The sequence below is a fragment of the Terrisporobacter petrolearius genome, assembly GCF_020748185.1.
Lineage (GTDB): Bacteria > Bacillota > Clostridia > Peptostreptococcales > Peptostreptococcaceae > Terrisporobacter > Terrisporobacter petrolearius.
In genome coordinates, this window is record NZ_JAHZMO010000002.1 from 150,327 (window position 1) to 166,710 (window position 16,384).

A 16,384-nucleotide genomic window follows, 5' to 3' on the forward strand; every position below is an offset into this window, starting at 1 on the left:
CTTAAATATTAGCTAAATAATTTAAACATTCCCCTCTTTTGTGCAATTTCTAAAACTTTATTTGTTATTACTCTATAAGGTCCACTTTTGGTTATTTTAAGAGTTAAAAAATCTCCTTTTTTTAAACGAATTTCTCTTTCACCATCAAGAGCAAGTATGCAATTTTCTCCTATATAAGAACTGTAATCTTGATCTAAAAAACATCTTTTATTATTAGATACCTTAACTTCTTGCAGTACTCCTGCTGCCAATGGTACTAAGTAAGAATCACCTTTTTTATTTACTTCTACACTGTAACCATAGTTATCTGTGGGAGTAACTATTTCAACAGATCCTGCTATAGTAGAAAATCCTATACTGGCTGGATGGCAACGTGTTACCATTACAGATTTTATTCTCTTTGTATCCCAAATAGCGCGAGAACCTAATACTATGTCGGAGGAAATGACTACATCAATTAAAGCAATATCCTTTTTTTCATTATTAACGTATACTTCTACACACTTATCTTTTATACAAGTTTCTTCTTTTTCACCCAATAAAGATGTTGCTACCGCTGCCATACCTGCAACAGTTCCCTCAATCATAGATGGATATACGTTATTAGTTCCTGTTGAAACAGGTAATATAGGCGTATTCACAATGCCTTTTGCCACAGCACGGCTAGTTCCATCTCCACCTAATACTATAATGCAACCCACATTTAGCTTTTCCATACATTGAGCAGCTATTGTGGAATCTTGTGAACATGCATTAATAGGTATGTCTAGTATGGTACACTTAGCTTTTAATACACCTTTAGAATCAAGTTCATTTATAACTTTGTATCCTATTTGATAATAATCTGGCATAAATATTATTTCATCTATTCCTAAAGCTTGGGAGCCTAATACTATTCTTTTTACTATGTTTACTTTTTCATTGTTATCTATAACTGTGGCATAAGAAACTAATCTTCTTATATCCTTACCAGATGCTGGATTTGCAATAATACCAATTGATGACACTGGCATCTCCTCCCTAATATTATTAATTGACTTTACTCAAATTTTTATTAAATTTAAAAATTATTATTTATTCCTGCAATTATGTCTTTTGAATTAGGTAATACATATTGTTCAAGTCCTGTAGCAAAAGGTATTGGTGTATTAAGTGATCCTATTCTAACAACAGGTGCATCTAGACAATCAAAAAACTCCTCTGCTATTATTGCAGAAATTTCACCTGCATAACTACCACGTTTAACTTCTTCTGTAACAATCACTACCTTATTAGTTTTGTTAATAGACTCTTCTATTAATTTTTTATCTAATGGATAAAGTGTTCTTGGATCTAATACCTCGCACTCTATTCCCTCTTTTGACAATTCTTTCGCAGCAATTAAAGCTTCGTGAACCATTTTTCCTGTAGCTATAATTGTTATATCATCACCACTACGTTTAATATCACCTTTTCCAAGTGGTATTGGTTGGAAATTTTCCACATCACCTTTCATAGCATACATTGCTTTATGTTCTATAAACATAACTGGATTATCATCATCAATAGCTGATAACATTAATCCTAATGCATCTTGTGGTGTTGAAGGATATACTACTTTAAGACCTGGTACATGAGTAAGCCAAGCTTCTAATGATTGTGAATGTTGAGCCGCCGCAGATACACCTGCTCCTGAAGGAAGACGAACGACCATTGGCATAGAAATACGTCCACCAAACATATATCTCATTTTTGCTGCTTGATTTACTAATTGATCCATTCCTACTGTCAAGAAATCTACAAACATTAATTCTGCAATTGGTTTAAGGCCTGTAGCCGCTGCTCCTACTGCACAACCTATAATAACACCTTCTGAAATAGGAGTATCTCTAACTCTCTCTCCTCCAAATTCATTAAACATTCCAGCTGTAACACCAAAGCATCCACCAAAAGTTCCTACATCTTCGCCAAATACTACTATGCTGTTGTCTTCTCTCATACGTGTGCTCATACCTTCTCTTATTGCTTCACCGTAAGTCATATTTCTCATCTATTTCGCACCTCCTCTATAATATCAGAGTAAATATCTTCCACTGCACTTTCCAAACTAGGTTCAGGACTTTCCATGGCAAATTGTATAGCCTCTTTTATTTCCTTATTAATATCTTCATCTATTTTATTAATTTCATCTTGAGTTACAACTTCGTTTTCAAGCATAAAACTTATCATTCTTTTAACTGGATCTTTTTCTAGCCACTGTTTTTGCTCTTCAGCTGGTTTATAATTAGCTGGATCACCTTCAAAATGTCCACGATGACGATAAGTTTTGCATTCTATTAATGTAGGACCATAACCATCTCTTGCATGTTTTACAGCTTCTTCAACTGCCTCAAAAACAGCAAATACATCATTTCCATCTATTGCAATCCCAGGTATTCCATAAGCATTGCCACGATCTGCTATATCTTTTATACTTTGATGCTTCGCCTGACTCATGGATATTCCGTAATAGTTATTTTCACATACAAAAACAACTGGAAGTTTCCATATACTAGCTAAATTTAAGGCTTCATGGAAAGTACCTTGATTTGTAGATGCATCGCCAAAGAAACATACGCATATTTGATTACTACCTTTGTATTTAGCAGATAATCCTGCTCCTACTGCAATATTGTGACCTGCTCCTACTATACCATTTGCTCCAAGTATACCTTTTGAAGCATCTGCTATATGCATAGATCCACCTTTGCCTTTGCAGTATCCAGTTGCTTTTCCAAAAAGTTCAGCCATCATTGATTTTAAATCTCCACCTTTTGCAATCATATGGCCGTGACCACGATGAGTACTTGTAATATAGTCATCTTTATTAAGATGTTGACATACACCAGTAGCTACTGCTTCTTCCCCAATATATAAATGTACAAATCCTGGTATTTTACCTTCTGAAAAAAGGTTCATAGCTGTAGTTTCAAATTCTCTTATTTTCTTCATACAAGTATACATCTCAACTACATTATTTTTGTTTATGTCCATTTAAAGTTTCCCCCCTTATTTTTTAATAAATATTTTACATTTAGTCTAAAATATTTACCTCAATACACGCCAAAGCTACTTCAATACTTTCATCTTTATCGTTGAATTTTGCTAAAAAAATTCCTGGTGCCTTCATTCCACCCTGTATAGTTTTCACATTCACTTTTCCTACAGGCAAGTATGTAGCTACCTTATCACCATCTACCTCATCAGGCTTTGTTACTGCTAAAGTAAGATCAATAACCACCTTTTCATCTAAATCTTGTAGGTTTAGAATTTCCAACAGTCCACAAAGGCAGCTTTTAGATGTGGCGTCTTTTACTGCTTTAATGCATGCATTTGTAACGTCTTGTCCATGAAAGTCTAAGCCTAAACCAAACTCAATTATATATCTTCCCGTAATCATCCCCCTTATAAATGTGTATTTATGTTTTCACATTTATTTAGATAGCAATTGTCATGCCAATTGTAAAATTTTTCTTTATAAATAGATTAATACTCGCTTCAAGTTATTGATTCTTCTGTGTTTATACAAATAAAATAAAAAAAGATATGCTTGAAGTCTAATAAGCTCAAGCATATCTTTTTACGATTTTGATACAAATTTGTATCACTATGTATCATAATAATTATATTTTCTCAATTATGAGAATTTTATTGTTTCAACATTTGAGAAACTTTTATTTTTTTAACATCAATTTTAAATTTTTTTATTCGTCTATAAAGAGAGGCTCTACTAATTTCAAGACTTTTAGCTGCCAACTCCACATTTCCATTAGTTTTTTCTAATATATGTTTTATATTTTTACACTCTAACTCATCCAAAGAAGTTTCTCGATTATGAGAATTAATGAGACTACCGGACATATTATTCTCACTATCGCAAATAAAATCATCTGCAGTTATAATTTGACTATTGCACAAATAAAATGCTCTTTCTATATAATTTTGAAGTTCTCTTATATTTCCTGGCCAGTTATACTCTACAAGTTTTTGCAAAAACTCTGAACTCATGTATTTTTTTTGATCTGGATATCTTTCATTAAAGTGATTTAGAAATTTTTCAGCGCAATAACAAATATCATTTGGTCTATCCCTTAATGGTGGAATATCTAGTTTTAATACATTGAATCTAAAATATAAATCTTGCCTAAATCTTTTTTTCTCAATTTCTAGTCTTAAATTTCTATTTGTCGCAACTATTATTCTAATATCTAACTCTTTTTCATAATTTGCACCTAGTCTTCGTACTCTATGCATTTGTACTATTCTTAACAATTTGGCTTGGAATTCAAGTGGCATTTCACCAATTTCATCTAAAAATATGGTACCATGATTAGCAAGCTCAAACTTTCCAGGATTCCCTTCTTTTAATGCTCCTGTAAATGCACCTTTTTCATAACCAAATAATTCACTTTCTACTAAGTCCCTCGGTAGAGACGAGCAGTTTACTGCAACAAATGGTCCATTAAATCTATTGCTTGCATTATGTATTGATTGAGCAAACAACTCTTTTCCTGTACCACTTTCTCCTTCTATAAGTATACAACCATCATATCTTGCATACTTTTTTGCTAACTGAACTATCTTTTTCATATTTTGGTCTGTAAAATATATATCATCAAATGTATAAGTGGCACGATTTCCTGTAACTTTATTTACTGTTTTTAATAAATGTTCTAACTTTTTTAGTGCTATAGAATATCCTGTTACTTTTCCATCAGTAATTATTGTAGATACATGAACACTGCAATTCAAAATTTTATCATTTAAATTAATCTTGCAATCATTAAAAGTAGTTGATTTTCTAGTGTTCCACGAAGCAACATTATCCCAATCAATATCATTTATAATTTTTCTAAAATCTAATGAATTAAGGTCATTTAAATTTTCTTCTAAAATTTTCTCTCCTGATTTATTAATCCAAATGCTTTTAAAAAACTTATCTAATAAAATTATTCCATCTGAGCTTCCGTCTAAAGCTGTTTTCATTATTTCAAAACTATGCTTTTGTTTAATTTCTTTCTCAATTGCAAAGGCTGCAGCAACTACTATTCCCAAAGAGTGTGAAAATACATCTTTTGCATCACCTGATACATCTATACATCCTACTATTTCTCCATTTATCCCATGAATTGGTGTGGCAGAACAAGTCCATCCATGCTGCACTTCACAGTAATGCTGTGCACCTGCCATTTGCATAGCGACATCTTGATCTAGAGCTACTCCTATAGCATTACTCCCAACTATTTCATCTGTCCATAGTTGTCCTGGTTCCAATTTCAGATCTTTTGCCTTTTTATTTACAGTTTCGTCACCCATAGTTTCTATAATATATCCACAGCTATCAGTTAAAACAAGTAAAAAATGTGAGTCTCTTACTATTTGTAGTAGATTATTCATTATTGGTATTGCAATATCAATAAGCCACTTATTTTCTTCTCTTATACTCTTTAGTACCTTTTCGTCTACAGCCTTACCCCTACCTCCGTAAGGATCTACATTGTTATACTTACATTTTTTCCATGAAATAGCCACGTTTTTCTGTACAGACTTATCTATTTTATTATGATTAATGAATAATTCCCAATTTTTTCTCATCATTCCCAGATCCATAAATATATCTCCCCCATTTCCTTTGATTAAATCAATTTTTTAAATATGAGTTTAATCAATATATGATTTGACTGATTATAAATGTTTCTGCTAATGATTATTTTCTATAGATATATTCATTACTCCTTTTATAATATACTTCATAAATTATTTGTATTCGAAAAAAACATATGAAAAACCTGCTTCACTAATAAATAGCGTTGCAGGCTTTTTTAATTTTTATTATTTACTTTACTCCCATTCAAGGCACTTATCTTTAATAAATTTTTTATTGTCTTTAATAAAATCTATACTTCCTGAAACACAAATAACTCTGTCTTTATATCTAAGTAGATACCCATTATTAGATTTATTGTCTTTATAAACTTTTAAAGCACCCCAGTCATTGTCCTTTACTTCAACATAATCATGATATTTATAAAGCTTTAAATAAGAATTGAAAACCTTGTATAATACCCATTTATATTTACTTTTACATATTTCATAATCAAAATATTCCTTACTAGGTTCACTGTTATAGTCATAAAATTCAACATTATTAAATTTATCATAGTAATATTTATAATTACTAGCAAGGAAAGATTCTGATCTTGCATAATATAAATTAGTATTTTTTATTTTAATATTTTCAAAATCATTTATACTCATAACTACTGGATGGTTGGGGTCTCCCACATAATTTACCATATTTTTTCCAGTGACAAAAATATTTGCAGACAAAAATACGCCAACTACAAATATGATAGTTCCTAATATTTTGCTTACTTTTTTATACTTTGATAGTGTTATGTTTATAAATTTAATAATAAAAATCATAAGTAAAAATGTGACAATAGGAATATATATATATGCTACATTGTTTATCTCATCACCAATTATATTAAACATAAAAAGGATAAACATACTTATACAAACTTTCGCAAAAGCATTGTGTATTTTAAATGATTTACATGAAATATACTTTATATCTTCTCCCAGCTTTAAGGCTTTTTTAGATTTAAAATACCATATTCCATGTCTTATTGTCCACGATATATATATAAATATTGATAATAATAAAGTCATCATTGCAACTAAAGAAAAATTGTTTGATATTTCAATAAAAAATTTATAACCTAAATTAAATATAAGATTATATACCCACATTGTAGCAATAAAAATATAAGAAAGTATATTTATCAATATAAATTTACGCATTTTCTTTATTATTATTTCTTCATCAGTATGTATAGGTGTTGTGTTTTCATCTTTGGTATAGAATATAAGGTATTTGCCATAACTTGAACATAAATGTGTCCAACCTCCTGCTTCACAATACTCTATATATTCTCGTTCAGAACCATTTTTAATATTATCAGTAAAGTTATCAACTGCAAATTTACACTTAACTGGTGGTGATTTTTTAAAGATAAAAAGTCCACACTTTATGTCAGATAACATCCACCCTTCTAATGCTTTTTCTTCTAAATATTCTTCTACAGCTTTACACTCATGTTCTCTAAAGAACAAAAACTCAGCAAGCATATTTTTACTTATTCTCATGATTTCCTCCCATATACTTTGCCCCTTCATCTACCATGGATTTAAGTCGCATGTATTCTTTATTTAAAGCTTCATATCCTTCCTGGGTTATTATATAACTTCTTTTTCTTCCATCTACTGCTGTTTCTTTTATTAGCCCAGAGCTTTCAAACTTGCCCAGTAGGGCGTATAAGGTTCCTGGTCCTACTGATATTCTACCTTCAGATATGTGCTCGACTTTTTTCATAATGTCTACACCACAACATTCATTTGTTAAGGCTAGTAATACATAATACATGGGTTCTGATAGTGTCTGAAGTTGCTTTCTAGCCATTTTTAAACCTCCCAACTATTTGATGTTAATTTATAATTATTTTAATAATTTTTACTAAATAAAAAATTGCTGCCAAAATAACTAATACTGTTCCTAAAATTGTATCTAAATTAGTAAAGCTTCCTATTAAAATTATTATTAATATTGAAAGCGTTATTACTACAAGATCAAAATATGCCATCTTTATTTTAAATTCTTTAAGAGTTAGGTATTTTACATCTTCTTTTTGTTTGATACATTTACTAGATTTGACATACCATAAACCTGTTCTTATAAGATCCACAACTAGCCATGTAATAAATATGACAGAAACCATTAGAAGTAATAGATAGCCATCACCATAAGATTCTATGTTATTACCCCAATTAGGTACAAAAGCGTCATATACATTGGAACCTATTAAATAAAGGCTCCATAGAAATAGAAATAAATATACTAGCATTGATTTACGTACTTTTTTTAAAACCACTTCTTCATCTGTATGTATAGGTGTTATATTTTCTTCTTCACTGGAAAATACCAAATACTTATTAGTTTCACATATATACTTCCACCCACTGGCTTCACAATACTCTTTGTACTCACCCGTTTTTAGCTCAGTAAATATATCTACAGTATATTTAATTTTGGTAGGCTTTCCTTTTTTAAATACAAAAAATCCAGCGTTTCTATCTTCTAATATCCACCCCTCTAGGGCTTTTTCTTCTAAATACTCTTCTAAGGCCTCACATTCATTTTCTTTAAACAAAACTAATTTAATAAATGTATTTTTGCTTATTTTCATAATATACCTCCCTATTTTTTAGGTTTATGAATAAAAAATTAAGCCATTGTAATATCGAGTATCGATAATAATATATAAAAAAAATCTGCAACTTATATATTTATTTAAATAATAACATCGAGTATCGATATTGTCAATAAATTCCATTAGCATAACATTAAATTTATTATGTTTATGAAATAAATAAAAACATAAGATACTATGGTAATAGAATAATCATTAATTAAGTAGAGCAAAATCACGATAGTTTTATCTATCGTGATTTTGTTCTTTCTTTTTCTTTTTTTTCTCTTCAGTCATTATTGTCAATTCTCTTACAAAAAAGTAAAATGTACCTATTACTCCAATTACGCCTACTAAAGCTAATATCACATTTAGAAAATTCATTTCCTCAAGTCCAACATATAAGCCTACTCCCTTATAGGTTACTAATTTCCAACTAATATTCGCTAAAATTATTACTATTACATATGTGATATATCTTTTTAAATAAGCCATTATATTTTTCTTTGTTTCTTCCTTCATAAAGCCACCCCTAAAAATATATCTTTATAAGGTTTTATATTTATTATGTTATTTTGTAATAGATTATAACACATTTAAAAAAAGTCCTAAAAATTAGACTTTTACTTACTACATCCCTAGCTAATTGCTAAATTATATATTTTTTTCAAAAGTTGCTGCTACTTCTTTTAAAGTATTTGTTATATCAATATGTTGAGGACAGCTACCTTCACATTTTTTACATTCTATACAGTCAGATGCCTTTCCATAAGTTTTTGCGTAGTTACCATAATACACTCCCTGAGTAGAGAACCCCTTATTATCAGATTGTTTTTCTGCATTATAAAGAGCAAAGTAATTTGGTATTGGAATATTTTTAGGACATCCTTCTACACAATATTGACACGCAGTACAAGGTACAGTTATTGATTCATTTATCATTTCTACTGCTTTGTTTATAATATTTAACTCTTTATTATCTAAGGGTTGGAAGTTTTTCATATATGATGTATTGTCTAATAATTGCTCCATAGATGACATACCGCTTAGTACCATCATTACATTCTCGTGACTTGCTGCAAATCTTATTGCCCAAGATGGTACAGACTTATCTGCATGATAATCTTTAAATAGCTTTTCTACTGACTCTGGCACTTTTGCCAATGTTCCGCCTTTTACTGGTTCCATACCAATTACTGGTTTATTATGCTTTGTAGCTATCTCGTAGCATTTTCTAGATTGTATACTTTCATTATCCCAGTCTATATAGTTTAATTGTAATTGAACAAAATCTACTTCTGGATGAGCTGTTAATATTTCTTCTAGTAAGTTTGCATTATCATGGAATGAAAATCCTGCACTTTTTATTTTGCCTTCTTCCTTTTTCTTTTGAACAAATTCAAATACATTAAATTTTTTGGCTATTTCATAATGTGAAACTCCTAAATTATGTATTAAGTAATAATCAAAATAATCTACTCCACATTTTTCTAATTGTTCATTAAATATTCTTTCTAAATCTTCTTCTTTCTTTAGAAATATTGTTGGCATTTTTGTAGCTAGTGTAAAACTTTCTCTAGGATGACGTTTTACTAATGTTTCTCTTATGACTGTTTCACTTATAAAGTTGTGATACATATATGCTGTATCAAAGTAAGTAAATCCCCTCTCTAAAAATGTATCTACCATTTTATTTACTTCTTCGTAGTCCACAGTTGTTGGATCTTCACTATTTGTTAGGGGTAATCTCATATACCCGAATCCTAGTTTTTTACTCATAGTATACTCCTTTTTATAAACATATTTTTGGTAAATTTTTCATTTCCTTATATTTATATCCTAGCACTTGGAGTTAACTTTAAGTCAACTATTTTTGACTGATTTTTATTTTTGCTTATATCTACTCTTTAATTCTTTGTATATATCTAGAAATTCCTTTATTATAATATAAAATGATACAATAATAATTATAAAAATTCCAATTATTAGAGCAATGGAGATAAATACGTTTAAAGTGTCTATAATTATTCATCCTTTCTATAACTATATTTTTTATATGTATATATTAATTGTATCAAATACACAGATATTAATAATACCGTTGCTATCGTCTTCAATATTTTATTAAAATCGGATTCCCAAACTATAACCAATGAAATAATTAAAACTGGAGTCATCCATAATGTTCTAATAAATTTGCGCCTGTAGCTTAAGTTCCAATATATTAACTCAAATCCTTTATCTTTCTTCATAAACAGTTCCCTCTAATTAAAAATATAATAACACCTAGAAGATTATTTAATATATACATCTTATACTGAAAAATAATCACCCCAATAAAATATACCATGCTTAGTAATAACCCAACTATCCCACATCATCTGTGTAAGCGGTTCCAATGGATATTCATCAACACAATAATAGCATAAATTTTCCTGCACAATATATTTCTTACTAAATCGTTAGGTTATTTTATATTAAATAGTCAAATTTATAATCTATTCAAAATAAAAAATTCGCTTCCCTCATGTCGCCAACGAGATGCCTTTGAGCAACGTGTTGGCGAATCATTTTGCTATCGCTTTAAGCCACTGCGTGGGCGCTATGAAATTTCAGGCAACGACCTTGCTCAAAAATACATTTTTTACATTTCCTAAATGACTTGATATAACTTAATTCCAGAGTTTATCAACAGCGTAAACTTAACTATAATTTTCTTAAATGTAAAAAAAGAAGGAGCATAGCCCCAACCTCTTTTGTTTGTAATATATAGATATTTTAATTATCTACTTTCTAAATTATTAACTTTTTTCTCTAAATTAGAGATTCTACTGTTTACTAATTCCTTATTTTTTCTGTGGTTTTTAATAAATCCATATATGGCAATAGGAATCAGTATGTATAGTATTGTATTAAATATTTGAAAGAAAAATTCATATGATATGGCCAAAAATCCACCCCCTTGTAGATATTCAATTATTCATCATATTTTTTATATAATTACTAATTTAAACTATAGATTTTACGATTATCTATTAGACTAAATAATATTCGCCCCAATAAAATATACCATGCTTAGTAATAACCCAACTATCCCACGGCGTCTGTGTAAGTGGTTCCAATGGATAATCTATCAAATCATATACTGTTTGATCACCTTCTATTACAGCTTCTGGCGGTCTCCTACAACTTTCATAATCTACCTTTAAATTTATTGATAATAAAAGTAAATCTTCTCTTCCTTTTAAAGTCGTTTCATGTGACGTAAATGCTTGTCTAAGTACTGCAAACCTCAATGCCCCTACTGGTGTTAAAAATATATAAAATAGTAATCCTACTACTAAAACTATTGGAATTGCTATCTTATACTTAGTTTTCTTTTTCAAAATATTCAACTCCTTAAAATTAACTAATTATCCAATCTTTTATGGATATTCATCAACACAATAATAGCACAAACTTTCCTGCACAATACATTTCTTACTGAATCGTTAGGTTATTCTATATTAAAAAATCAAATTTATAGAATAAAAATTTCACCATTTTTACTTTCTAAGGTACAAACAACATGATGTACATATACAAATGAAGGTAATTCTTCAAAATGATCTTGTTCTTTTGCTTTTAAATATAACTTCTATCAAATATACATAATTTCATATCACCTTAAAATTTTTTTCCTATTTAAATCTTCTTTTTTTAGAATCTTTTAAAGGTATTAATTAAATCATATTAGAGTATACATGGCTATAATAGACGCACATAGATTAGCACACCCATGAAGCAACCAACTTGGTACTATTGAACCTTTGGATAATCCTTCATCAATATATCCCATTAAACATCCAGCTGTCCCTGTAATCAAAATAATAAGTACTGCTCCACCTATACCTGCTATTGAAACAAACATTGCCCCATGCAAAAGTCCAAATAGTACACCTTGTGCTAAATTTCCAGTTTTTAGCCCAAATTTATTTATTAACCTTTTACCTATAAATCCTCTAAAAAATATTTCTTCTGACAGCCCTGTTGTTACAAAGGAATATATAAGTGCTGGTATCAACGCACTTGTACCTTGACCTACAAATTGAGACGTTGCCATTTTAGATTGTGATACTAGATTAGGAATAATAAAAATTGCTGGCATTAATAACAATATTATGGTTAAAATAAATATTAATATGATTTTTTTCTTATCTTCTGTTTCAATTTTCTTTAAACCTATCCATTCAAAAAACCCACTTGTTTTTCTGGCTGTACTTGACCACCAAATCAATGGAATTACTGAGAATATAGCTACTTGTAAAATTCCATTAATAATAAAATTAACTGTATTCATTTTTTTTTGCCCCCTATAAATTATAAATATATGTAATATCTTTGAATTTTTTCTTTATTATCCATATCTTCTGAATGGAGTATTCCACCATTATTCAATATTGTTTTTGCTGAATAAATATTATCTTTCGAACATGTTATCAAAACTTTATCAATATTTAGAGTTTCTTTGCAATATTTAAGAGCCAGAGATAGCATTTTAGTAGCATATCCTTTATTTCTTTCAGAAGGCTTTATATAATATGCAATGTGTCCACCTCTAAATTTTAGACTATCAGTTAATCTATGACGAATTGATACACTTCCCATAATATGATTCTTACTTTCATCAACCATCCATAAAACACTCTCGGGCACCCAGCCATTAGATAGATTTATTCCCTTTTGTCTATTAGTTAAAGTTATAATATCCCTGTCAATAGTATCATTTGTTGAAATAGGAATACAGTACTCAAATCCATTAGCCTGTATATCTTTTTCACATTCTTTTATAAAATCTAAATACTGAAGTTTATATTTATGATCTGGTAAAACAAGTTTTAACTTTTCCATACTAATACCTCCAATCTCTATTTTAGCTCCAACAGGTAAGTTGAATTTCACTTCACTATGTAGTAAAGTTCTGTATTATATATGCAAAAATGATAAGATACAATCACAATTATTATGTATTAGTGATATTAACACAAAAAACATAACAGTTATAAAAATCCTATTAATCAAATAACTGTTATGTTCTTTTTTCTTTATTTTATTATTTTAGATTTAACTATATCAATAACATAATCAGTTGAATCAACTTTTAAAATTAATACGATTATACTATATGCAATTGCTCCTATCCCAACAGAAACTGCCAATGCTAAAAATTCACTAATTAAAGATATTTTTGCAAATAATTTTAATACTATAAAGGCCATTACACATGATGCTGCAAATGTTTTTAGGAGTGTTGTGAAAATACTCATTGCATTAAACTTTCCTATTTTCTTTCGAAGTTGAATCATTAAAAAACATACAGCTACTATTGCAGCCAGGCTTGAACCTAAGGCCAGTCCTGAAACTTTCATTGTTTGAATCAATATTAGATTAAATATAATATTACATATAACACAGAGTATACTGTTTTTCATTGGGATTTTAGTATCTTGTAAAGAGTAAAATATCCTTACTAGAACGTCTCTCATTCCACTTGCAACCATACCTATCGCATAGCAGGATAATACTTGGGCTGTTATAATAGTTGCAGTTGGATCAAAAGCACCTCTTTCAAAAACTATTTTTACTATAGGTTCAGATAATATAAATGCACCAACAGAAATAGGCATGGTTATTAATATAACTGAATTTACAGATTTACATAATGTAATCTTTAGTTGTTTTAAATTTTTATTTGAGCCTAGTTTAGTAAATATGGGATACATTACTGTTGTTATGGAAGCAACAAACACTCCTATTACAAATATATTTAATTTATATGCAAAACTCAATGCTGCTACAGATCCTGTAGGTAAAAAAGATGATAGATTTTTATCTACCAAACTGTTTATTTGATATGCTGATGCACCTACTAATATGGGACCTATAGCTAAACCCATTTGTTTTACATGTTTATCAAGTAAATTTATATTAAATTTGTATCGAAATCCTTTTTTATAGCAAAATGGAATCAAAAATACCATTTGAACAAAAAATGCAAATACAGTTCCATATGCCAAAATTTCCATGCCAAACCTTTTACTAAGCAAAACAGCTATTATTATAGAAATATTATATGGAATTGGCATTAATCCTGTAACTAGGAAATAGTCATGTATTTCCAAATATGCTTTTAGTACGTATGTTATACATACTAAGCCTACAGAAAACAAAATAATTCTTGTTAATTGCATTGTAAGTTGGAGTTTTTCTCCATTAAAACCGAATGCAAATAATTTAACTAGTGGTTCTGTGAAAAACCAGCCTAAAACTACTACGATAAATGATATTAGAAATATAATGTTTATAATATTACTTGTAAACTTTAAAGCTTTTTGTCTTCCTTCTTTCCCTTCTACCTCCGTGTAGATTGGCATATATGTACTTTGAATAGCAACGCCTAGCAATGCTATAAAGGCCACTGTTATAATATTCAACGCCATAAAATATGACTCAGCTATAACACCTATACCGTATACATATCCAATAGCCTGATCTCTTAATAATCCAACAACTTTTGATATTATTGTAGCAATAAATAATATAGATGCTGATTTTACTGCTTTAGACATATAGCTACCTCTTTTCATATTAGTTATTTTCGTATAATAATTTTTCACATTTTAATACAAATTGAAGACTTATTATAGCACCTTATTAATTGTAGGTAACTTTTCTTATTATTTCAACTTACGATTTAGTTATAAATGGTATAATTTTCCTAGAAAACTATACTATTTGCATTATGGTTTTTCTATTTTTAGAACTTTTTAGTAGAAGGGTTTTTAGCTATAATATATGCATTAGTTTTTATTATATTTATGCCTATACTAACTATAATCCATGAAATGGGTCATGCTATTCCAGCCTTAATATTTACTAGTGGTGAAGTTATCGTTAATATTGGAAATTCTAATTGCAAAAAGCAAATAAAAATTAATAGACTAACAATAAATATTAATGGGTATAAGTCTTTGGCAGATATATCTTATGGTTATATCAATTGGAAACCTATAGATAGTAAATTAAAATCAATTCTAGTTTTTGCAGGCGGACCAGTATCATCTTTATTTATTTCATTATTATCATTTTTATATTTAAAAAATACAAACTTATTATATCTACCAATGATAATATTTAATGCTATATCGATGTTTAGCTTTGTGCAATTCATGTCGACAATGCTACCAATTAAATATAAAAATAGGCCATACAATGGACTTACAAGTGATGGATACAAAATATTACAATTGTTAAAAATGACTGATTATAATAAATAAATTTTATAGAATATCAGTCTATTGTTTTTTCTCTAATTCTTCAACCCTATACCTTGTATAATCTAATTCATGAGTTATAGTTCTCACTTGATGTTCTAATTCAATTATTTGATGACTCAAATATATAAATCCCCCAGCTACTGCAATAAGTAAAATTAAAAATGCAATCATTTGTCTTTGCATTATTTTTATAATCTCATCTTTATCTATCTCTTTTTCCATTAGTTTCTCTCCTTATATTTTTTTATCATGTCATTTATTACTTTTATAAAATCTTCCTTTTCATCTCTCAGAACACTAAGAGGAACATATGCACATAATATATTTTCACTCGATACTATACCAATAATATTTTCATCCATCATTATATCCTTTATGTACTCTACACTTGTAACTTTAACAGATGATGCGCCATGAAGTAAGAATTCATTGTCTTTTATTTCAAATATTCTTTTGGCATATATTATATCCGGATTCTTTTTTGCCATTATTTTAGCAAAAATTTTTGGGTTAGTTGATAATACACGATTTGATAATATAATAGATGAAAAAATAAATACAGCACCTACAACTATTATAAATATATTGCATAAAAGTTTCAGTTCTAATAATCTTAGTATTAAGCTTATGCATATGTAAATTAATGCAAATCTTATTATAAGTTTTTTATCAATTAGGCTTTTTCCTTCCATTAATTTAAAGTTCATTTTTAAATAAGATACATAATCATCAAAACTAAATTCATATTCGTACTTCATAATACTCTCCCTTTTTTTCAGATTTAATATTTCTGGTACT

General features: G+C 28.9%; 19 protein-coding genes. 1 reads left to right on the top strand and 18 read right to left on the bottom strand.

Translation table 11 applies throughout. The features are described 5' to 3' along the window. Window positions 1-8: 8 nt before the first annotated feature. From K0040_RS02100 to murJ, 16 genes are all read right to left on the bottom strand, one after another. The gene (locus K0040_RS02100; RefSeq protein WP_228107321.1) at window positions 9-1,007 is read right to left on the bottom strand and encodes an ATP-NAD kinase family protein; all 999 of its coding nucleotides are present in this window, start codon (window positions 1,005-1,007) and stop codon (window positions 9-11) included. Between the two features lie 53 nt (window positions 1,008-1,060). Then, a complete protein-coding gene (locus K0040_RS02105; RefSeq protein WP_228107322.1) occupies window positions 1,061-2,029 on the bottom strand; it encodes an alpha-ketoacid dehydrogenase subunit beta in 969 nt (322 codons plus the stop codon). Next, window positions 2,026-3,012: a pyruvate dehydrogenase (acetyl-transferring) E1 component subunit alpha gene (pdhA, locus tag K0040_RS02110; RefSeq protein WP_228107323.1), complete on the bottom strand. Its 987-nt coding sequence runs from the start codon at window positions 3,010-3,012 to the stop codon at window positions 2,026-2,028. The genes K0040_RS02105 and pdhA overlap by 4 nt, the downstream gene beginning before the upstream one ends. 40 nt (window positions 3,013-3,052) lie before the next feature. Continuing rightward, window positions 3,053-3,418 (bottom strand): Lin0512 family protein, encoded by a 366-nt coding sequence (locus K0040_RS02115; protein WP_228107324.1) that lies wholly within the window; start codon window positions 3,416-3,418, stop codon window positions 3,053-3,055. A 248-nt stretch (window positions 3,419-3,666) separates the two neighbouring features. Next, window positions 3,667-5,628, bottom strand: coding sequence for a sigma-54-dependent Fis family transcriptional regulator (locus tag K0040_RS02120; RefSeq protein ID WP_228107325.1), 1,962 nt, complete (start codon window positions 5,626-5,628; stop codon window positions 3,667-3,669). 231 nt (window positions 5,629-5,859) lie between these two features. Further along, window positions 5,860-7,170 carry a DUF2812 domain-containing protein gene (locus K0040_RS02125; RefSeq protein ID WP_228107326.1) on the bottom strand — a complete coding sequence of 437 codons (1,311 nt, stop codon included), beginning with the start codon at window positions 7,168-7,170 and terminating at the stop codon, window positions 5,860-5,862. After that, complete coding sequence (locus K0040_RS02130) at window positions 7,157-7,483, bottom strand: PadR family transcriptional regulator (protein ID WP_228107327.1); 327 nt, start codon at window positions 7,481-7,483, stop codon at window positions 7,157-7,159. Before K0040_RS02130 ends, K0040_RS02125 begins: the two co-directional genes overlap by 14 nt. Window positions 7,484-7,508: 25 nt before the next feature. Continuing rightward, the gene (locus K0040_RS02135) at window positions 7,509-8,267 is read right to left on the bottom strand and encodes a DUF2812 domain-containing protein (protein WP_228107328.1); all 759 of its coding nucleotides are present in this window, start codon (window positions 8,265-8,267) and stop codon (window positions 7,509-7,511) included. A gap of 249 nt (window positions 8,268-8,516) precedes the next feature. Continuing rightward, the gene (locus tag K0040_RS02140) at window positions 8,517-8,792 is read right to left on the bottom strand and encodes a hypothetical protein (RefSeq protein WP_228107329.1); all 276 of its coding nucleotides are present in this window, start codon (window positions 8,790-8,792) and stop codon (window positions 8,517-8,519) included. A gap of 132 nt (window positions 8,793-8,924) precedes the next feature. Beyond that, window positions 8,925-10,049, bottom strand: coding sequence for an aldo/keto reductase (locus K0040_RS02145; RefSeq protein WP_228107330.1), 1,125 nt, complete (start codon window positions 10,047-10,049; stop codon window positions 8,925-8,927). Window positions 10,050-10,294: 245 nt separating this feature from the next. Then, window positions 10,295-10,522, bottom strand: coding sequence for a hypothetical protein (locus K0040_RS02150; RefSeq protein WP_228107331.1), 228 nt, complete (start codon window positions 10,520-10,522; stop codon window positions 10,295-10,297). 530 nt (window positions 10,523-11,052) lie between these two features. After that, entirely contained in the window at window positions 11,053-11,220 is a 168-nt protein-coding gene (locus tag K0040_RS02155) for a hypothetical protein (protein WP_228107332.1), read from the bottom strand. 85 nt (window positions 11,221-11,305) lie between these two features. Beyond that, window positions 11,306-11,656 (bottom strand): hypothetical protein, encoded by a 351-nt coding sequence (locus K0040_RS02160; RefSeq protein WP_228107333.1) that lies wholly within the window; start codon window positions 11,654-11,656, stop codon window positions 11,306-11,308. Between the two features lie 341 nt (window positions 11,657-11,997). Beyond that, the gene (locus K0040_RS02165; protein ID WP_228107334.1) at window positions 11,998-12,609 is read right to left on the bottom strand and encodes a CPBP family intramembrane glutamic endopeptidase; all 612 of its coding nucleotides are present in this window, start codon (window positions 12,607-12,609) and stop codon (window positions 11,998-12,000) included. A gap of 20 nt (window positions 12,610-12,629) precedes the next feature. After that, the gene (locus tag K0040_RS02170) at window positions 12,630-13,160 is read right to left on the bottom strand and encodes a GNAT family N-acetyltransferase (RefSeq protein ID WP_228107335.1); all 531 of its coding nucleotides are present in this window, start codon (window positions 13,158-13,160) and stop codon (window positions 12,630-12,632) included. Between the two features lie 194 nt (window positions 13,161-13,354). After that, on the bottom strand, window positions 13,355-14,878 hold the full coding sequence (gene murJ / locus K0040_RS02175) for a murein biosynthesis integral membrane protein MurJ (protein ID WP_228107336.1): 1,524 nt from the start codon (window positions 14,876-14,878) through the stop codon (window positions 13,355-13,357). Between the two features lie 249 nt (window positions 14,879-15,127). On the opposite strand from murJ, the gene K0040_RS02180 reads away from it, so the two are divergent. Continuing rightward, window positions 15,128-15,586, top strand: coding sequence for a hypothetical protein (locus K0040_RS02180; protein WP_228107337.1), 459 nt, complete (start codon window positions 15,128-15,130; stop codon window positions 15,584-15,586). 18 nt (window positions 15,587-15,604) lie between these two features. Here the strand turns inward: K0040_RS02180 and K0040_RS02185 are convergent, their stop codons facing one another. Both K0040_RS02185 and K0040_RS02190 read right to left on the bottom strand, forming a co-directional pair. Next, the gene (locus tag K0040_RS02185; RefSeq protein ID WP_228107338.1) at window positions 15,605-15,808 is read right to left on the bottom strand and encodes a hypothetical protein; all 204 of its coding nucleotides are present in this window, start codon (window positions 15,806-15,808) and stop codon (window positions 15,605-15,607) included. Then, the gene (locus K0040_RS02190; protein ID WP_228107339.1) at window positions 15,808-16,344 is read right to left on the bottom strand and encodes a hypothetical protein; all 537 of its coding nucleotides are present in this window, start codon (window positions 16,342-16,344) and stop codon (window positions 15,808-15,810) included. Before K0040_RS02190 ends, K0040_RS02185 begins: the two co-directional genes overlap by 1 nt. Between the last annotated feature and the right edge of the window lie 40 nt (window positions 16,345-16,384).